Source organism: Acidovorax sp. 1608163, assembly GCF_003669015.1.
Classification (GTDB): domain Bacteria; phylum Pseudomonadota; class Gammaproteobacteria; order Burkholderiales; family Burkholderiaceae_C; genus Acidovorax.
On sequence record NZ_CP033069.1, the window covers coordinates 3,750,774 to 3,770,356 of the forward strand.

At 64.9% G+C, this 19,583-nt stretch carries 14 protein-coding genes and 2 pseudogenes; 5 read left to right on the top strand and 11 right to left on the bottom strand.

Going from position 1 to position 19,583, the window contains the following annotated elements:
* The first annotated feature begins 188 nt into the window (after positions 1 to 188).
* The 3 genes and pseudogenes from yaaA (at position 189) to queF (ending at position 2,813) form a co-directional block, all read left to right on the top strand.
* Positions 189 to 964, top strand: a pseudogene (gene yaaA, locus EAG14_RS16725) (peroxide stress protein YaaA).
* Between the two features lie 43 nt (positions 965 to 1,007).
* Positions 1,008 to 1,903, top strand: a pseudogene (locus EAG14_RS16730) (2OG-Fe(II) oxygenase).
* Between the two features lie 61 nt (positions 1,904 to 1,964).
* Positions 1,965 to 2,813, top strand: a complete 849-nt coding sequence (gene queF, locus EAG14_RS16735) for an NADPH-dependent 7-cyano-7-deazaguanine reductase QueF (protein WP_121729549.1) — start codon at positions 1,965 to 1,967, stop codon at positions 2,811 to 2,813.
* An 89-nt stretch (positions 2,814 to 2,902) separates the two neighbouring features.
* On the opposite strand, the gene EAG14_RS16740 is transcribed toward queF, so the two are convergent.
* The 4 genes from EAG14_RS16740 to EAG14_RS16755 form a co-directional block, all read right to left on the bottom strand.
* Entirely contained in the window at positions 2,903 to 4,465 is a 1,563-nt protein-coding gene (locus EAG14_RS16740; protein WP_121729550.1) for a methyl-accepting chemotaxis protein, read from the bottom strand.
* Positions 4,466 to 4,703: 238 nt separating this feature from the next.
* Positions 4,704 to 6,263: a PAS domain-containing methyl-accepting chemotaxis protein gene (locus tag EAG14_RS16745; protein ID WP_121729551.1), complete on the bottom strand. Its 1,560-nt coding sequence runs from the start codon at positions 6,261 to 6,263 to the stop codon at positions 4,704 to 4,706.
* A 155-nt stretch (positions 6,264 to 6,418) separates the two neighbouring features.
* Positions 6,419 to 7,630 (bottom strand): DNA polymerase IV, encoded by a 1,212-nt coding sequence (locus EAG14_RS16750; protein ID WP_240457068.1) that lies wholly within the window; start codon positions 7,628 to 7,630, stop codon positions 6,419 to 6,421.
* 156 nt (positions 7,631 to 7,786) lie between these two features.
* Positions 7,787 to 8,716, bottom strand: a complete 930-nt coding sequence (locus EAG14_RS16755) for a DMT family transporter (protein WP_121729552.1) — start codon at positions 8,714 to 8,716, stop codon at positions 7,787 to 7,789.
* Between the two features lie 79 nt (positions 8,717 to 8,795).
* Here EAG14_RS16755 and EAG14_RS16760 point away from each other — a divergent pair, with 79 nt between their 5' ends.
* Positions 8,796 to 9,671 (top strand): LysR family transcriptional regulator, encoded by an 876-nt coding sequence (locus EAG14_RS16760; RefSeq protein WP_099658135.1) that lies wholly within the window; start codon positions 8,796 to 8,798, stop codon positions 9,669 to 9,671.
* 71 nt (positions 9,672 to 9,742) lie between these two features.
* On the opposite strand, the gene EAG14_RS16765 is transcribed toward EAG14_RS16760, so the two are convergent.
* From EAG14_RS16765 to EAG14_RS16795, 7 genes are all read right to left on the bottom strand, one after another.
* Positions 9,743 to 11,005, bottom strand: coding sequence for a type II toxin-antitoxin system HipA family toxin (locus tag EAG14_RS16765; protein ID WP_121729553.1), 1,263 nt, complete (start codon positions 11,003 to 11,005; stop codon positions 9,743 to 9,745).
* Positions 11,002 to 11,442 carry a helix-turn-helix transcriptional regulator gene (locus EAG14_RS16770; RefSeq protein WP_121729554.1) on the bottom strand — a complete coding sequence of 147 codons (441 nt, stop codon included), beginning with the start codon at positions 11,440 to 11,442 and terminating at the stop codon, positions 11,002 to 11,004. Before EAG14_RS16770 ends, EAG14_RS16765 begins: the two co-directional genes overlap by 4 nt.
* Before the next feature lie 142 nt (positions 11,443 to 11,584).
* Positions 11,585 to 13,270 carry a thiamine pyrophosphate-binding protein gene (locus tag EAG14_RS16775; RefSeq protein ID WP_121729555.1) on the bottom strand — a complete coding sequence of 562 codons (1,686 nt, stop codon included), beginning with the start codon at positions 13,268 to 13,270 and terminating at the stop codon, positions 11,585 to 11,587.
* Between the two features lie 29 nt (positions 13,271 to 13,299).
* Positions 13,300 to 14,526 (bottom strand): pyridoxal phosphate-dependent aminotransferase, encoded by a 1,227-nt coding sequence (locus tag EAG14_RS16780; RefSeq protein WP_121729556.1) that lies wholly within the window; start codon positions 14,524 to 14,526, stop codon positions 13,300 to 13,302.
* Complete coding sequence (locus EAG14_RS16785; protein WP_121729557.1) at positions 14,523 to 15,440, bottom strand: amino acid ABC transporter substrate-binding protein; 918 nt, start codon at positions 15,438 to 15,440, stop codon at positions 14,523 to 14,525. The genes EAG14_RS16780 and EAG14_RS16785 overlap by 4 nt, the downstream gene beginning before the upstream one ends.
* 74 nt (positions 15,441 to 15,514) lie before the next feature.
* Positions 15,515 to 16,711: an FAD-binding oxidoreductase gene (locus EAG14_RS16790; RefSeq protein ID WP_121729558.1), complete on the bottom strand. Its 1,197-nt coding sequence runs from the start codon at positions 16,709 to 16,711 to the stop codon at positions 15,515 to 15,517.
* A 23-nt stretch (positions 16,712 to 16,734) separates the two neighbouring features.
* Positions 16,735 to 18,270 (bottom strand): aldehyde dehydrogenase family protein, encoded by a 1,536-nt coding sequence (locus tag EAG14_RS16795; RefSeq protein WP_121729559.1) that lies wholly within the window; start codon positions 18,268 to 18,270, stop codon positions 16,735 to 16,737.
* Between the two features lie 256 nt (positions 18,271 to 18,526).
* Here EAG14_RS16795 and EAG14_RS16800 point away from each other — a divergent pair, with 256 nt between their 5' ends.
* On the top strand, positions 18,527 to 19,444 hold the full coding sequence (locus EAG14_RS16800) for a LysR family transcriptional regulator (RefSeq protein WP_121729560.1): 918 nt from the start codon (positions 18,527 to 18,529) through the stop codon (positions 19,442 to 19,444).
* Positions 19,445 to 19,583: the final 139 nt, after the last annotated feature.

Below are 19,583 nucleotides of genomic sequence, written 5' to 3' on the forward strand. Positions count from 1 at the left end.
CTAACAAAACTCAGCGAAGCGGTTCTGGCCAGGCGCTGCGTCGCAGACAGTACGAACAGCACGAGCAGTACGACAAGACGCGACAACAACGCCAGAAGAGTTTTGTTAGCCTCTCTAAGAACCTGTTCAAAGCCCTGCACTGCTTCGCTCTGATCCACCCATCAGCCACCCTGCCCCTCCATCACACCATGCTGTTTTTGCTGTCCCCGCCAAATCACTGGATTACGACACCCCCGTCCCAGAGAGCCTGCCGCACACACGCCCACAGTTCGTGCCCCAGTCCACCGCGTTGATTGAAGTGCTGCGCGAAAAGTCTGTGCAAGACATTGCCTCGCTCATGGACCTGAGCGACCCCTTGGCGGCGCTGAATGTGGCCCGCTACCAGGCCTGGAAGCCCCAGTTCACGGCCCACAACTCACGCCAAGCCGTGCTGGCCTTCAACGGTGATGTGTACGAGGGTTTGCAAGCCCGCAGCCTGGGCCATGACGACCTGGAGTGGGCGCAGCGCCACGTCGCGATCCTGAGCGGCCTGTATGGCGTGCTGCGCCCGCTGGACCGCATGCAGCCCTACCGGCTGGAGATGGGCACGCGCCTGGCCACCGAGGCGGGCAACACCCTGTACCAATACTGGGGCCGCCAGATTGCCGAGCACCTGAACACCCAGTTGCGCTCAGACACCACGCCCGTGGTCGTCAACCTCGCCTCGCAGGAATACTTCAAGGCGGTAGACCGCAAGGCCCTCAAGGCCCGCGTGATCGAATGCGTGTTTGAGGACTGGAAAGGCGGCGCCTACAAAATCATCAGCTTTTACGCCAAGCGCGCACGCGGGTTGATGGCACGCTATGCCATCACCCAACGGCTGAGCACACCGCACCAGCTCGAAGGCTTTGACCTGGAGGGCTATGCCTTTGACGCGCTAGCATCCGAGCCTGAGCGCCTGGTGTTCCGGCGCAAGCCCGATTGACCCGCCCCTCTGTTTAGTTTTGTCCACGTTTGAGGTCCCGACCATGGCCCCATCCCCCGCCCAGCACAGCACCGCCACCACCCGCAAGCCCTCGGCCCAGTCCATCACCCCGAGCTGCGCCGCTGGATCATCGAGCAGGCCCAGGCGGGTTTTGCGGCCCCTGTGGTGCTGCAGTCCATGCGCGATGCAGGCTGGGACGAGGACGTGGCCGCAGACGCCATGGAAACCACGCTGCAAGAGCACCTGAACGAGCTGGCCGTGCAACAGGGCCAACCCAGCGCCGTGCCGGTGCCCGAGCCCTTGCTGGGCGACTCCCCTGCCCTGCTGGACGCAGGCGACCGCCAGGTGCAAGTGCTGCTGCAACTGGCCAAACCCCGCGTGGTGGTGTTTGGCAACCTCCTTTCTCCAGAGGAATGCGATGCCCTGATTGCCGCCGCCAGCCCACGCATGGCACGCTCGCTCACTGTGGCCACCAAGACGGGTGGCGAAGAGGTGAACGACGACCGCACCAGCGACGGCATGTTCTTCCAGCGCGGTGAAAGCACCCTGGTGCAGACCATTGAAGAGCGCATTGCCAAGCTGCTGCAATGGCCCATCGAAAACGGTGAAGGCGTGCAGGTGCTGCACTACCGCCCCGGGGCCGAATACAAGCCCCACTACGATTACTTTGACCCCAGCGAGCCCGGCACGCCCACCATCGTCAAACGCGGTGGGCAACGCGTGGGTACGCTGGTGATGTACCTCAACACGCCTGAAAAAGGCGGCGGCACCACCTTCCCCGATGTATTCCTGGAAGTGGCCCCCCAGCGCGGCAATGCTGTGTTCTTCAGCTACGAGCGGCCCCACCCCTCCACCCAAACGCTGCACGGCGGCGCGCCGGTGATTGCGGGTGAGAAGTGGATCGCCACCAAGTGGCTGCGCGAGCGCGAGTTCAAATAAGCATCAAATCATGCTCTAGCGCTTGATTAACAAGCGCAAGAAGCTACTATTTTTATAGCAAATGACCAACACCCCTGAACAATCCCAGTTGGGCAAGGCCTCGGCCTACACCGACCAGTACGACCCGACGCTGCTGTTCCCCATCCCGCGCGCGGGCAAGCGGGCCGAGATCGGCATTGCCGATGCGCCACCGTTTTTCGGGGCCGACCTGTGGACGGCGTTTGAGGTGTCTTGGCTCAACCTGCGCGGCAAGCCCCAGGTGGCGCTGGTGCACTTCACCATCCCGTGCGAGTCGCCCAACATCGTCGAGAGCAAGTCCTTCAAGCTCTACCTCAACAGCTTCAACAACACCCGCTTTGCCGAAGCCAGTGAGGTGCAGGCGCGCCTGCGCGCCGACATCAGCGAGGCCGCGTGGCGCGGCGCACCGCACCCCGCCACCGTGGGGGTCAAGCTGATTGCGCCCGAGCTGTTTGACCAGGAGCCCGTGCACGAGCTGGACGGCCTGAGCCTGGACCGCCTGGACGTGGAATGCACCCACTACCAGCCCGCGCCCGAACTGCTCACAGCCCAGTTTGACGAAGCCCCGGTGACCGAGGTGCTGACCAGCAACCTGCTCAAGAGCAACTGCCTGGTCACCGGCCAACCCGACTGGGGCAGCGTGCAGATCCGCTACACCGGAGCGCAGATCGACCAGGAGGGGCTGCTGCAATACCTCGTGAGCTTTCGCAACCACAACGAGTTCCACGAACAGTGCGTGGAGCGCATCTTCATGGACGTGTGGACGCGCTGCAAACCCATCAAGCTGATGGTGTATGCCCGCTACACGCGCCGGGGCGGGCTGGACATCAACCCCCTGCGCACCAGCCACCCCCAGGCACTGCCGGCCAACGTGCGCACGGCGCGGCAGTAAAACGTTGGGGCACCAGGCCTGCTGCTACCCGCGCCCGCAGCGATGCAAGCGATGCCCGCAGCCAGCCCATCGCACGGCCTGGCCTGTCCTCAAACATCCATGTGAAAGACCTGCACCGCACGCGACAGCGTCTTGGTGCGGTCGCTCAGCACGCCCACAGCGGCGGCCGTCTGGTCCACCATGTTGGCGTTTTGCTGGGTCACGCTGTCGAGCCGGTTCACGGCATCGTTCACCTGGGCAATGCCAATCGACTGCTCCCCTGTGGCGCTGGTGATCTGCGTCATCAGGTGGCTCACCTGCCGCACTGATCGCTCCACGCTGGCAATGGTGGCCTGCGCCTGCGCCGCATAGTCAGCGCCGCTGCTGACCTGCCCGGTCGATTCGCTGATGAGCTGGTGAATCTCGCGTGCGGCCTGCGCGCTGCGCTGGGCCAGCTCGCGCACCTCTGACGCCACCACCGCAAAGCCCCGGCCCTGCTCCCCGGCGCGGGCGGCCTCCACTGCGGCATTGAGGGCCAGGATATTGGTCTGGAAGGCAATGCCTTCGATGATGCCGATGATGTCCTCCATGCGGCGCGACGACGTCTCAATGGCCTGCATCGAGGCATTGGCACTGCTGACGGCTGCGCTGCCCTGCTGGGCGATGTCGCTGCTTTGCTGGCTCTGCACGGCAATCTGGCGGGCCGCATCGGCCGTCTGGCGCACCGTGCTGGCCAGCTGCTCCATGGATGCCGCCGTCTCCTGCAGGCTGCTGGCCTGGTCTTCGGTGCGGGCCGCCAGGTCTTGTGCGCTGGACGAGATGTGCGTCGTGGCCTGCGTGAACACTTGCACCTCGGCACGCACATCGCCAATCACGGCGCGCAGGTTGACTTGCACCTGCCACACCTTGCGGATCAGCGAACCCAGCACATGCGGGTGCGGCTTGATCATGCTGGACTTGAGGTTGCAGGCCGCCAAAGCCCCTGCAAAGTCATCCAGCTCATCGAGCACACTGGCCACACCCCAGTGAAACCACCACAGCAGGCCTGCCGCCGCCGTGCCAGAGAGCCCCCACTGCGCTGCCAGGGCAACCCCCCCGGTCATGCCCAGCGCCGCAGGCAAAGCCCCCACACCCAGCACTGCAGCCACACCCAGCGCCAGCCGCTGCGTGAGGGTGATGCGGTGCAGCGGCCCCAGCAGATCACGCCAGCCCAGGGGCCGCACGCGCCCGGCATGCAGCTTGAAGGTGTGGCGCCCGCTCTCACGCTGCTGCGCCACCTTGGCATACAGCGCCTCGGCCGCCGCCACCTGCTCGCGCGTGGGCCGAAAGCGCACCGACATGTAGCCCACAGGCTTGCCGTGATCGAGGATGGGCGTGACGTTGGCCTCCACCCAGTAATAGTCGCCATTGGCCCGGCGGTTTTTGACGATGCCCGACCACGGGCGCCCTCGCCCCACCGTGGCCCACATGTCCTTGAAGGCCTCCGGCGGCATGTCGGGGTGGCGAATCAGGTTGTGGGGCTGGCCCATGAGTTCGTCGTAGCTGTAGCCGCTGACCTCGGCAAACGCCGTGTTGCAGTGGGTGATGCAGCCCTTGGCGTCGGTGGTGGACACCAGCAGTTGAGACTCAGGGAAGAAATACTCTTTGTGGGAGACAGGGAGGTTGGTACGCATGGTCGGCGAAGGCTGGAGGATCTGTGCATCCGGCAGTTGTTAGTAGATGCAACAGCCCTCCAAGGTGCCAGAGAACGCCCTTTTGCGGGCATGCCAAATGCAGCGCAACCGCCCGCCATTGACCTAAAGCAATCGCTCACATCGCGCCCGTTGTGCCAATCGGACGCTTTTCAACCACAAGGCCTTGTGCTTTGCAGGGCCATGGTTTAGCAAGAAACAATTCGGAAAAGATTCAAGCTCAATTCATCTTAAAAACATCGACTGACAACCCCAGCGCGTGTGCGCTGGACTTGAGGTTTTGGGCAGACGCGGTGGACTCTTCCACCAAAGCGGCGTTTTGCTGCGTCACGGTGTCGAGTTGCGTGACGGCCTCATTCACCTGCGCAATGCCAATGGCCTGCTCCTTGGTGGCAGCAGTGATTTGCTGCACCAGCGTGCTGACGCGCTGCACCGCATCCACCACCCCGCCAATGGTGGCGCCCGCATGGTCCATCTGCTGCGCTCCGCTGGCAATCTGGTTGACAGTGACATGGATGAGGCCGCTGATCTCTTTGGCCGCACCAGCGCTGCGCTGCGCCAGGGCCCGCACCTCGCCCGCCACCACCGCAAAGCCACGGCCCTGCTCACCTGCGCGTGCCGCCTCCACGGCGGCGTTGAGCGCCAGCAAATTGGTCTGAAACGCAATGCCCTCAATCAACCCCACGATCTCATTGATCTTGGCCGACGACTGCTGCATTTGCCGCATGGCCTCCCCCAGCTCGTGCACCGCATGCCCACCGTCTGCGGCAATCTGGCTGCTTTGCGCACTTTCTTGCGAAACCTTGGCCGCCGTGTCGGCTGTTTGGCGCACGGTGCTGGCCAGCTCTTCCATGGACGCTGCAGTCTCTTGCAAACTGCTCGCTTGCGATTCGGTACGTGCCGACAGATCGTGGCTGCCTTGCGCAATCTCTGCCGCAGCTTCGGTGAAGTGGTGTACCTCCGTGCGCACATCGCCCACCACGGCGCGCAAGTTCACCTGGGTTTGCTGCAGGCGGTGCACTAGGCCCTGCAGCGGCTGCGGGTAATCGGCCCGCACGGTGGACGTGAGGTTGCAACCCGAGATGTCCGCCGCAAAACGGCTGGCCTCTTCAAGGCCCTGCACCACGGCCACCTGAAAGCGCCACAAAACAGCACCCGCAGCCAGCAGCAAAATCGCGCCCCGTGCCGCCACCGCCTCCACGCCTTGCCAGCCCAGCGCATCGGGCACCAAGACCAGCAGTGCCATCCACAGCAACATCAGCGCCATGCGCTGGGTAAGGGACAAGCGCCCCAGCCGCTGCGCCACACCACGCACACCCACGCCATGCAACTCTCCGGCCTCCAGGCGAAAGCGCTCCTGGCCCGATGCGGAATCGGCCCGCATTTGCGCATACAAGGCTTCAGCCGCAGCGGCCTCTTGCGCTGTGGGCTTGGTGCGCACCGACATGTAGCCACGGGGACGTCCGGCGTCCATGATGGGCGTGACGTTCGCCCGCACCCAATAGTGGTCGCCATTTTTGCAGCGGTTTTTGACCAAGCCGGTCCAGGGCTCCCCCCGGCCCACGGTGCGCCACAGGTCCTTGTAGGCGGCGGCGGGCATGTCGGGGTGGCGGATGATGTTGTGGGGCTGCCCCATCAGCTCCTCGTAGCGGTAGCCGCTGACCCGCACAAAGGCCGGGTTGCAATGCGTGATCTCGCCCTTGGTGTTGGTGCATGACACCAGCAACTCATCGCCCGAAAAATCGTATGGCTGCTGCGTGACGGGCAAGTTGATGCGCATGCGGTCTCCTTCTCTTGTCTGTACCGCCAACGCCTCCTGGCCCAAGGCACCCGCTCCATGCGCCCTGTGCCGCAACCACTTCATTCACGGCGCCGCAGGTTGATACCCGTCAAGTTTAACCACTTGTTACACGAATTTGACTTTGTGGTGACAATTCAAAAAAGAGGGGCCGTGTGCACATCTCGCTGGCGTGGTTTGGGCGCTGGCACGGTAAGGGCAGCCCCCACTTTGGACTCCGTCACCTCGACATCGGCAGGCTGCAAAGTGCCCACCCGCACCCCCAGCAAGCGCAAGCGTTTGTCCAGCGGCACGCGCTTGAGGCACTGCCCCGCCGTGCGCCGGATCAGGGCCGCATCACTGGTGGCCACGGGCAGCGTATGGTCTCGCGTGGCGGTCTTGAAGTCTTCATAGCGCAGCTTGATGCCAATCGTCTTGCCCACATAGCCCTTGCGCTGCAGGTCCTGCGCCACGCGCTGGCACAGGTCGGTAAAGATGCGCGACAACTCGGCCCGGTCGCGCACGGCATGCAGGTCGCGGTCAAACGTGGTTTCACGGCTCATGCTCACGGGCTCGCTTTCGGTCACCACCGGGCTGTCGTCGCGGCCCCAGGCCACGCGGTGCATCCAGGCCCCGGTGGACTGGCCAAAATGCCCCATCAACCATTGCTCCTCCTGCGCCGCCAGTTGCCCAATGGTCTCTATCCCCAGCCGCGCCAGCTTCTCGCCCGCCTTGGGGCCAATGCCGTTGATCTTGCGCACATTGAGCGGCCAGACCTTGCTTTGCAGGTCTTCCTCGTAAACGATGGAAATGCCGTTGGGCTTGTTGAACTCGCTGGCCATCTTGGCCAGCAGCCGGTTGGGCGCCACGCCGATGGAGCAGGTCAGCCCCGTCTTTTCAAAAATGCTTTTCTGAATGAGCCGCGCCAGCACCCGCCCGCCTTCGCGCTGGCCACCGGGAACATCGGTGAAGTCGATGTACACCTCGTCCACGCCCCAGTCCTGCATCACCGGGGCGATCTCGGTGATGGCGCTCTTGAAGGTGCGCGAATACTTGCGCACCTCTTCAAAATCCACCGGCAACACAATCGCCTGCGGGCACAGCTTGGCCGCCTTCATCATGCCCATGGCCGAGCCCACACCAAACTGCCGCGCCGCGTACGTGGCCGTGGTGATCACGCCCCGGCCCACATAGTCCTTGAGCAGCGGGAAGTCCTCCACAGGAATGAAACATGGCTCCCTGGGCCCCGAGCCATCGGGGTTCTGCAACAGCAAGTCATCCACCTTGCGCCGCCCGCCCCCGATCACCACAGGCAACCCCTTGAGTTGCGGGTAGCGCAACAACTCTACCGAGGCATAGAACGCATCCATGTCCAGGTGCGCAATGCGGCGGCGCCCGACAGGCGCAGGGGCGTCAGTAGGAGCGGTATCGGCGGTGGGCTTTGCGGAGGGTTCAGCGGTCACGCCGTCTATTTTGCGCGGAGGCAAGACAGGCTGCTGACATCCCAACGCATGGGCCTGCAACGGTCAACGCGCTGCGTTGCGCCGCTCTCCCAAGGCCATGGCACCCAGCATCAGTGCCACACCCAGCACCTGCAGCGCACGCAGTGGCTCGTCAAAATACACCGCATCCATGCCAATGGCGACCACAGGGTAGGCAAACTGCAGCACCGCCACACGCGCTGTGGGCAAGCGGGCCATGCCGACATACATCAGCGTATAGGCTAACGCCGTGTGGACCAAACCCAGCCCAGCCAACCACCCCCAGGCCGCCCCCCAGGCGGGCCAGCCCTGCTGCCAGGGCTCTAGCCACAGCACCGCAGTGCCCAGCGCGCATTGCCACCAGGCCAACACCCCCACGGGCAGGGCCTGCAAGCGCTTGGCCACCAAGGTCACGCCTGCGGTGAAAAGCGCCCCCAGCAGGCACAACCCCACACCCAGCCCATAGCTGCCCGGGCTGGCAGCGGCCTTGCCCTGCAGCACGCCCGTGGCCAGCACCAGCCCCACCATGGCGCACAGCACAGAAGCCAAGCGCTGGCGCGATACCGACTCTTTGAGCCACCAGGCCCCCAGCAACAGCAGCCACAAGGGCTGCACATGGAACAGCACCACCGCCATGCCCGTAGGCACATGGTGCATGGCCGTAAAGAACAGCCACCAGCTGGCCAACATGCCGGTACTGAGCAGCAACACCCAGGGCAATGCGCGCCAACCCACCCACAGGTCGCGCCATGCCCCACGCCAAAGCATCCACAGCGTGAGCCCGATCAGGCCGAAGGCACACCGAAACCAGGTGGTGGTGAGTGGCGCAGCCTGCGCCTCGTGCACAAAAACACCAATGCTGCCCAGCAACGCATTGCCCAGCAGGAACCACAAGGTGCCCGACACCACCGAAGGCAACCCAAAGGAGCCAGGGCGGTCAGACACAGCCAAGAGACGAGAGGCCAATGAACGCATGGCGGCAGTGTGGGCCGCCTATCATCGCCAGCAAAGCGCATTATTCAAAACCCATCCGTTCGAATATCGAATACATCCCATGACGTACCGAGACCTGCAATTCGATTGGCTGCAATGCCTGGTGGCGGTGGTGGACGCGGGCTCTTTGTCGGGCGCAGCCGCTGAGGTGCACCGCTCGCAATCCGCCGTCAGCATGCAACTCAAGAAGCTGGAAGACGCCGTAGGCCACCGCCTGCTGGAGCGTGACGCACGCAAACAGCACCTCACGCCACAGGGCGAAACCCTGCTGGGTTACGCGCGCCGCATTCTGGCACTGCACGCCGAAGCACAGGACGCCATGCACGGCGCGCCCCTCACCGGCCGCGTGCGGCTGGGCGTACCCGATGACTACGCTGCCCGCTACCTCACGCCCGTGCTGCAGCGCTTTGCACCGCGCCACAGCGGGGTGGAGATTGAGCTGGACTGCGAGCAGTCCACCGCGCTGATCCCACGCGTGGCCAACGGCGATCTGGACCTGGCCCTCATCTCACGCGACCATGCACGCCGGGGCATGCTGCTGTTCCACGAGCCCATGGTGTGGGTGAGCTCAGCTCAGTTCGATGTGTGGGCGCGCGACCCGCTGCCCATTGCCGTGTACGAATCCGCCAGCCTGGCGCGGCGCGGGGCCATCCAGGCGCTGGCACAGCAAGGGCGGCGTTACAAGGTGGTCTATCACAGCTCCAGCCTGGCCGGGCAGATTGCAGCGGTGGAGAGCGGCCTGGCGGTGGCCGCCCTCACCCACTGCAGCGTGCCGCCGCAGTTGCAGGTGCTGGGCACCGAACATGGCCTGGGGCCACTGGCCCCCATGGAGGTCGCCGTGTACCGCAGCCGCGCCTCGCGCGGAGCCAAAGCCGTAGACCGGCTGCAGGCGTTGCTGGTGCAGACGCTGCGGCCATCGGGCATCTTGCCCGCTTAGCCCACCCAACTTGCACCGGCTCGAACCACCCGGCGCACGCCCCTTGCAAACCACAAACCGCAAACAGGCTCTCAGGCAAAGGCCCGGCGTTGGGCTCGCAGTGCCTCTCGGTCAATGCTGGCATGCAGCAGCTCCATGTCGGTGCGGCCCACGCCTTGCCGTGCAAAGTGGGCTAGCCAACCATCGACCACACGCACCACCTGCCGGATGAGTTCAACAGCCCGCGCGCGCTTGAGGCCGAATTCACTCAGCTCAGTCAACGCATTTTCGAGGCTGGAATCCGCGCCAGCCAAGCCCACAGACATTGCCTGGTAGCCGAGGTTTTGCATCGTGGGCACTACGTCGTAGGCAGGGGTCAGTTCATAGTAGCCATCCAGCCCCAGGCGCAGGCTGTGGTTGCGCTCATGGTCGTCGGTGTTGTCCATGAGGATGTTGAACACCATGCGCTTGAACAGCTCTTCACGCTGCGCCACTTGCGTGTCGGGGTGGGCCAGGCGCAGCAGCACGGTGGCCAGCGCGCTGTAGCTCTCGGGCAGCCGCGCAGCTCGCAGCGCTGTGCGGGCCGACAGGCAATGCAGACGGTAGCCACCCACACGGTCAAAGCGCTCAATGGTCAACGCATGGCGCGCCTTGCCATGCCGGGCTGGGATAGGCAGCACGCCGGTAGCCGCCACGCGGATGCCTGCCTGCGCAGCCAGCGTCATGGTGGCGTGTTCCACCAGCGGCGTGTCCACCGCATCATCCAACTCACTGAACTTGATGACACAAGGCCCTGCATCGGTTTGCAGCAGGGCCTTGGGCCGTGCACCGCCCAGCGTCACACCGGGCTGGATGAGGCGCTGCATCTCAGCCGTGACCGGGGCCTGGGTTTGCAGGTCTTCCATGGCGGCGCTCAGCTGCGCCAAGTCGCGCAGTTGGGGATAGGGGCCCAAGGCGCGAGGCACGTACCGATCTGCAGAGACCGAAACACCCAGCGCGCCAAACCGGTCATCGCCCGCAAACAGCAGCATCTCCAGAATGGACAGGCGCGCGGGCCGGTCCACATGGCGGATGATGCGCTCGCCCCAACGGTCGGGCCGGGCATCGTCAATGGCGCCGGGCGCACTGCTTCGCTCACCTGCGGTGAACGCCTGCCCTGGCACCAAGGGCAAGTCTTCACTCAGCGGAAAATGCCACCAGCCTTCGGCATAGCGAAAAGTGGCGCAGTCGGCCACGAGCTGGGACAAACGCAACTCGCCCACCAGGGTGGGCTGCGCGGGGTTCACCAACGCCCAGAGATAGAGCTGGTCTTGCGGCACATAGCTGCGGGCATTCACCCCCACGCCCGGCTTCATCGCGGGGCCTTGGCAGGGCGAGGTTGCATGAGCGCAGCCAGCCCGACTGCCGCAGCAGGGACGGAGCGAGATGACACAGGCGTGGCCGCTGTGCTGGCGCCGGGGCGCACCGCATCTTTGGCTGTTTTGCGCGGGCCACGGACGCGCGTGACCTCCCGCTCCAGCGCGGCATGGTCGTTCTGCGGCGCAATCACATCGGCCACCGCCACCGCCGGGTTCACCAGCCACACGCACATCACATAGCTGGCCATGGCCACGGACGGATCACCCCGCTCAATGCGTGCCATGGTGGGCTGAGAGACTCCCAGCCGCCGAGCCCATTGGGCCTGCGTCTCGCCCCGCCGCTTGCGGGCGATGGCGATGTGCTGGCCTAGCCGTTCAATCTGCTGCAGGACGGCCTGCGGGTACTCGGCAGGGCTGGTGTTTTGCTTTGGCATTCATAGATGGTAGCCAAATTCACTTTTAAAGCAAATCTATGAATATTTTCAATCAAAAACACCCATCAAGCCAAAATTTGGCATCGGCAAATTATTCATAGAAGTTGATTAATCAGTAATTTTTAAACTTCTATAAATCAATTTATCGCTTGGCCAGCGCCGCGCTGCGAATGCCCTGCAGCGTGCCCGTGGGCGTGATCGCCTCGGGATCGATCAGGCAGTGCAGCACGCTGGGCAGGCCGCTGGCACGGGCGCGCGCCAAAGCGGGGGCAAAGTCTTCCGTCCGCTCCACACGCTCGCCATGGCCGCCGAAGGCCTGGGCGTAGGCCTTGAAGTCGGGGTTCTTCAGTTGCGTGGCGCTCACGCGGCCCGGGTATTCGCGCTCCTGGTGCATGCGGATGGTGCCGTACATGGCGTTGTCCAGCAGCACCACGATGATGGGCAGGCCGTACTGCACGGCGGTTGCAAACTCCTGACCGTGCATCAAAAAGTCGCCATCGCCCGCAAAGATCACTACCTCGCGCTGCGGCCACAAGCGCTTGCCGCCCACACCCGCGGGCAGGCCGTAGCCCATCGACCCGCTGGTGGGCGCGAGCTGGCTCGCGTAGGTGGTGAAGGGCCAGAAGCGGTGAATCCACGTAGCGAAGTTACCCGCGCCGTTGCAGAAGATGGTGTCGGCGGGCAGCACTTCCTTGAGGTGCTGCATCACCTGGCCCATTTGCAGGTTGCCAGGAATGCGGATGGGCGCCGTGTCGCTCCAGGCCAGGTACTCGGCATGGGCCGCTTCAGCGTGCGCCTTCCAGGGCACTGCCGCCGTGGGCCGCACAGAATTCAACGCAGCAGTGAAAGCCTGCGGCGTGGCGTGGATGGCCTGGGTGGGGCGATACAGCTTGCCCACTTCATCCGCATCGGCATGCACATGCACCAGCGGCTGCGCGGGGGTGGGAATGTCGAACAGCTCGTAGCCCTGCGAGGGCACTTCTGACAGCCGCCCACCCACCACCAGCACCAGGTCCGACGCCTTGATGCGCGCCAGCAGCTTGGGGTTGACGCCCAGACCCAGGTCACCGCCGTAGCAGGCATGTGTTGCCGGGAACAGCATCTGGCGGCGGAACGAGCAGTACACCGGAATGGACCACGCTTCGGCAAACGCGGTGAACTCGCGCACCGCCTGCTCAGACCAGCGGCTGCCGCCCAGGATGGCCACGGGATTTTTGGCGGCTTGCAGGCGCTGCGCTAGCTCGGCCATCTGCGCTGCGCCGGGGTGGGTCTCCGTCACCTGGTAGGGCAACGCATCGGCCACGGTAGCGGCCTCGGTCAGCATGTCTTCGGGCAGCGCCACCACCACGGGGCCAGGGCGGCCCGAGGTGGCGACATGGAAGGCGCGCGAGATCAGCTCGGGCACACGCGCCGGGTCGTCAATCTGCACCACCCACTTGGCCATGGTGCCGAACACCGCGCTGTAGTCCAGCTCTTGAAACGCCTCACGCCCCATCGCTCCGCGCGCCACCTGACCTACGAACAGGATCAGGGGCGTCGAGTCCTGGTGCGCAATGTGCACACCGGCCGACGCGTTGGTGGCGCCGGGCCCACGCGTCACAAAACAGATACCGGGCTGGCCGGTGAGCTTGCCCTGCGCCTCGGCCATCATGGCCGCGCCACCTTCCTGGCGGCACACGGTCACGCCGATTTCGGCATCGTGCAGGGCATCGAGCACAGCCAGGTAGCTTTCGCCAGGCACGCAAAACAGTTGCTGTACACCGTGGGTGATGAGCTGCTGCACCAGGATCTGGCCGCCGGTGCGTGGGGTGAGTGAGGTCGTGTTCATATCAACGGTATCGGGTCAGAAATTCAGAATCAGAACAGGGCCTGGCAGGCGCGTTGGATGCGTGCGCAGGCCTCTTGCAAGTCAGCCGTGGACGCAGCGTAAGAGATGCGGAAGTACGGCGCCAGCCCCAGCACCCCGCCGGGCACCACGGCCACATGGTGCTCGCGCAGCAGGTAGGCGCAGAAGTCGGCATCGGTGCGCAGCAGCATGCCGCCCGGTGTGGTACGGCCCAGCACACCTTCGCAGCTGGCAAAGGTGTAGAACGCGCCCTCCGGCACACGGCAGCGCAAGCCTGGCGAAGCATTGAGCGCGGCCACGACCAGGTCACGCCGGTCCTGGAACGCTTGGCAGCGCTCGCGCACCACGTCTTGCGGCCCCGTCAGCGCCGCCACGGCAGCCGCCTGGCTGATGGACGACGGGCAGGACGTGGCCTGGCTCTGCACCACGGCCATGGCTGCAATCAGTGCCTTGGGGCCTGCGCCGTAGCCCAGGCGCCAGCCCGTCATGGCATAGGCCTTGGAGACACCGTTCACCGTCAGCGTGCGCTCGCGCAGCGAGGGCAATACGGCGGCGGGCGTGGCAAACGCGCGGCCGTCGTACAGGATGTGTTCGTAGATGTCGTCCGCCAGCAGCCACACCTGCGGGTGGCGCTCCACCACTTCCAGCACGGGCAGCAGCTGCTCGGCACTGTAGGCGGCCCCGCTGGGGTTGGAGGGCGAGTTGATGAACACCCAGCGCGTGCGCGGCGTGATGGCCGCCTCCAGCTGCTCGGGCGTGATGCGAAAGCCGTTGGCCTCGGTGCAGGGCACCACCACGGGCACACCGCCCGCAATCAGCACCATGTCGGCATACGAGGTCCAGTACGGCGCGGGCAGGATCACCTCGTCGCCAGAGTTCACCGAGGCCATCAGCGCGTTGTAGAGGATCTGCTTGGCACCCGCGCCTGCGGTGATCTCGTTGAGCTGAAAGTCCAGCCCGTTGTCGTGCTTGAACTTGTGCTGGATGGCCGCCTTGAGTTCGGCCGTGCCGTCCAGCACCGTGTAGTGCGTCTCCCCCCGCGCCATGGCCTGCTGCGCGGCCTCCAGGATGTGCGCGGGCGTGTCGAAGTCGGGCTCGCCCAGGCCCAGCACGATCACGGGCTGGCCCTGGCGCTTGAGCTGGTTGGCCTCTTGCGTCAGGCGCACGATTTCCGAGATGCCGATGGCGCCGAGGCGGTCGGCCGCGCGGAAGGCCGTGGCGGGGATGGGAGCGTTCATTGCTGGTAAGTCTCCAGGGGCTTGTCGTTGGGGGTGGCGAACAGCTGGCGCAGCGTGGTACCCAGCGGCAGGTTCAGGCTCATGTTCTTGGGTGGGATGGGGTTTACAAACCACTTGGTGTAGATCTTTTCCATCTCGCCGCTTTGCATGAGACGGGTCAACACCCCATCCACTGCGGCCTTGAACGTGGGGTCATCCTTGCGGAACAGCAGCGCAATCGGCTCGGCACCCAGCGGCTCGCCCACGATGCGGTAGGCCGAGGGGTCCTTGGAGTTGGCAATCATCCCGGCCAGCAGGTTGTCGTCGAGCACAAAAGCGTCGGCGCGGCCGGTTTCAAGCAGCAAGAAGCTCTCATGGTGGTCCTTGCCCAGCACGGTCTTGATGGGCGCGCCACCCAGCGCGCGCTCTTGCTTGCGCAGCAGTTGCACGGCGGTGGTGCCGGTGGATGCCGCAATGGTGCGGCCCGCGAGCTGGCCGATGGACTTCAAGTCCGAATCCTTGCGCACTGCCATGCGCACTTCGCTCACGTAGGTGGTCACCGCAAACGCCACCTGCTGCTGGCGCGCAGTGTTGTTGGTGGTGGGGCCGCAGCCAATGTCCAGCGTGCCGTTCTGCACCAGTGGCAGGGTGTTTTGCGCCGTCACGGCCATGTATTCGAGCTTGGCTTCGGGCGCGATTTCCTTGAGCACGCGCTCGCACAGCTCCACGTGGTAGCCCACGTATTTGTCGTTGGCGCCCAACGCGTAGGCCATGGGCGGCGAAGTCTCGCGCACGCCCAGCACGGCCTTGCCAGATGCCTTGATCTTCTCCAGCGTGGGCTGGGTGACCGTCTGCGCCAGCGCGGGGGCCGTGGCCATGCAGGCCAGGGCCAGGCCTGCAGCGAGCGCTGTGAAGGTCTTGCGGGAAATTGCCATGTCGTTGTCTCCGTATGTTTTGTGGTTGGCAGGTTGAGAAAAGGGTGAGGAAAAACTGGCAGTAACTATGGTGCTCAGATCACATTCTTTTCGAGCAGCGGCGCGTTGAGCGCAATTCGCTCGATGGACAGCGGCGACAGGTCCAGGCTCTGGTAGCCGCCCGTCAACATCCACTCCGACAGGCCACGCCCCACCGCAGGGCACTGCTGCAGGCCGTGGCCCGAAAATCCGTTGGCAAACACCAGGTTGTCGCACGCCGGGTGCAGGCCCACGATGGCGTTGTGGTCGAAGGTGTTCATCTCGTAGTAGCCCGCCCAGGCGCCCTGCATGCGCAGCGCTTCAAAGCCAGGAATGCGCTCGGCCAGCGCGGGCCAGATGTGGTTGTCAAACGCGTCGTACTCGGGCTCTAGCGGGGCAAAGTCGGCGTCGTTGTCGGCGTCGGGCGCAAAGCCGCAGATGAAGCCTTTGCCCTCGGGCCGCAGCCAGATGCCACTGGTGTCGATGAGCAGTGGGCAGCTCGGCAGCTCGGCTGGGCTGGCCAGGTTGAAGACTGTGCGGCGCTTGCCCACCACGGGCAAATCAATTCCCGCCCAGCCCGCGATGGCTGCCGCCCAGGGGCCACCGGCGTTCACGGCGTAGCGGCAAGGCAGCACGGCGCCGCTTTGCAGGCGTACTGCGTTCACATGCAACACGCCGTCGCTGGCCGCAGTGTCCAGCCCCACAGCCTCATCGGCCACATAGCGAACGCCCTGGCTCTGCGCCTTTTTGCGCAGCGCGGTCAACAGCAGGTAGCCGTCAAACCAGCCCTCGCCCGACAGGCCCAGCGAGCCCAGCACCACGTCCTGCAGCGCCAGCCAAGGAAAGCGCTCTGCCAGTTGCTGCGGGCTGAGCAGCGCCACATCGGCACCGTACTGCATTTGCAGTGCATAGTTCTCGCGCAGCGTGGCCTCGCCCGCCTGGGTGGCCAGGTACAGGTAGCCGCCTTCGTGCAGACCGATGTTGGGCACATCGCTGTTGCAGGCCAGCAGCGTGCCCACGTTGCGCAAGAAGCCGATGCCGTAGGCCGATATCTGGATATTGATGTCGGTGGAAAACTGCTGGCGGATTGAGCTGACCGACAGCGCCGACGAAGCGCGCGCATAGGTCGGGTCGCGCTCGACCACCACCACCTCACAGCCCGGCTGCTGCAGCGTGAGAAAGTACGCAATGGCACTGCCGATGACACCACCGCCAATAATGACGATGGGGTGTGAGTCCTTAGCAATCAACATGAACGGAGCTGCCAGCGCGTGGGTTACACGTCAAACGTCACGCCCTGTGCCAGAGGCAGCGCGGTGGAGTAGTTGATGGTGTTCGTCGCGCGGCGCATGTAGGCCTTCCAGCTGTCCGAGCCCGCTTCGCGCCCACCGCCCGTTTCCTTCTCACCGCCAAACGCGCCGCCAATCTCGGCGCCGCTGGGGCCAATGTTCACATTGGTAATGCCGCAGTCCGAGCCTGCTGCCGACATGAACTGTTCGGCCTCGCGCACATTGAGCGTGAAGATGGACGACGACAGGCCCGCGCCCACGGCGTTGTTCATGGCAATGGCTTCGTCAATGGTGCCGTAGCGCACCACGTACAGGATGGGCGCAAAGGTTTCGTGCAGCGCGGGGCCTTCGTGTTTTTGCAGCTCCACCAGTGCGGGGCGCACGTAGTAGGCATCGGCACCGCCGATGCCTTCCACGCGGCCACCACCGTGCACCGTGGCACCCAGCGCACGGCTTTGCTCCAGCGCCTTTTGCATGCCGTCAAAAGCCATGCGGTCGATCAGCGGGCCCACCAGCGTGCCAGCGGTGCGTGGGTCGCCCACCTGCACGTTGGCGTACACCTTGGCCAACTGGGGCACCAGTTGGTCATAAATGCTCTCGTGCACAAACAGGCGGCGCAGCGTGGTGCAGCGCTGGCCCGCCGTGCCCATAGCGGCAAAGGCAATGCCGCGCAGTGCCAGGTCCAAATCAGCCGTGGGAGCCACGATGGCCGCGTTGTTGCCGCCCAGCTCCAAGATACCGCGCGCGAAACGCGCTGCCAGGCGCGGGCCCACAGCGCGGCCCATGGCGGTGGAGCCCGTGGCCGACAGCACGGGCACACGGGCGTCATCCACCAGCACCTCGCCAATGTCGCGCTGGCCCACGATCAGCTCCAGCAGGCCTTCGGGTGCATCGCTGCTAAAACGGGCGATGGCGCGCTGGGCGATGGCATGCGCGGCCAGGGCGGTGAGCGGGGTCTTCTCAGAAGGTTTCCACACCACCGAATCTCCACACACCAGCGCCAATGCGGCGTTCCACGACCACACGGCCACCGGGAAGTTGAAGGCCGAAATGACGCCGCACACGCCCAGCGGGTGCCAGGTTTCCATCATGCGGTGGCCGGGGCGCTCGGTGGCAATCGTCAGGCCGTACAGCTGGCGCGACAGGCCTACGGCAAAGTCGCAGATGTCGATCATCTCCTGCACCTCGCCCAGTCCCTCGGACGGGATCTTGCCCGCCTCGATGGTCACCAGCAGGCCGAGGTCCGCCTTGGCGGCGCGCAGCTCTTCGCCCAGCAGGCGCACCAGCTCGCCCCGGCGCGGTGCGGGCACATTGCGCCATGCCAAAAAGGCCGCATGCGCGCGGCCGATGGCAGCGGTGGCATCAGTCGGGCTTTGCTGTGGCACCTGGGCCAGCACCTCGCCCGTGATGGGCGAGCGCGCCGCCAGCGTGCCGCCGGTGTAGGCGGCGCGGGGCACGCCCAGGCGTTGCAGCAGTTGATCGACTTCGGACACAAGAGGGGTGATGGCAGGGGTGGCAGACATGGCGACTCGCAAAGGTGAAGGGGGTGCAGAAAAACAGATCCGCGCAAGAGAACCTACGCAAAGATTGCGCCAATATCCGCCAATCCCATCGGGCTGGATAGCAAAAAAATGGAACTACTTGATCACAATTCAGAATGAAGTACCTGAAAATTGCAGAGCTGCCAGCGCTTGATACATGAGCGCTGCGACCCAAATCAGTGCACAGGCCGCACACGCCGCTCATTCCCCCTGCGCATGATCCACGCCATCACCCCACATGACCCTACTGCGCCGCACCTTCCTGCCCTCCACCGCTGACCTACTGGCCTTTGAGGCCGCCGCCCGCCACCAGAGCGTGTCGCGCGCGGCCGAGGAACTGCACCTCACGCAAAGCGCCGTGTCGCGCCAGATCCGCCAGTTGGAGGAGCAGATTGGCACCGCACTCTTTCACCGCGTACGCCAGCGCGTGGTGCTGACCGACGCGGGCCGCGTCTACGCGGCCGATGTGCAAAACGTGCTGCAGCAGCTGTCGGCCAGCACACAAAAGGCCATGGCGTTTTCCAGCACCGACGGCCTGCTCAACCTGGCCGTGCTGCCCACCCTGGGCACGCGCTGGCTCATCCCGCGACTGGGCGGCTTCATGGCGCTGCACCCTGAGGCACTGGTCAACTTCTCGGCCCGCACCGAGCCGTTTGACTTTGCGGGCACACCGTTCGACGCTGCCATCCACTTCGGCACCCCGCACTGGGCAGGCGCCGTGTGCGAATACCTGATGCACGAAGAAACCGTGCCCGTGTGCAGCCCCGCTTACCGCGACCGCCACAACATTCACACACCGCAAGACCTCACGCGCGTGGTGCTGCTGCAGCAAAGCACCCGCCCCACCCAATGGGCCGAATGGTTTGAGCTGGTGGGCGCCCCCACAGCCCTGGCCCTGCGCGGCCCCCAGTCTGAACACTTCGCCATGATTGCGCAGGCTGCCGTGTCGCACCTGGGGGCGGCGCTGCTGCCACGCTTTTTGATTGAGCAAGAGCTGGCGGCAGGGAGCCTGGTGGAGCTGTCAGACCAGGTGCTGACGAGCACCGATGCGTACTACCTGGTCTACCCCGAGGCGCGCGCGCAGACGCCGTTGGTGAAGGCGTTCAGGGATTGGGTGGTGAAGGAGTGCCACACATTGCCTGCCGCTGCAAGGTGAGCCGGTAGAGAGAGATACAGCCTGCCACGGCAGACAATTCAGCCCGACCACAGGGTGGGTGCGCCGGGATATGGAACGTCTTCCACACAGGAACCTCAGGGCGCCCACATCTGCGGAGCACGGTGCCATCATTCGCTGT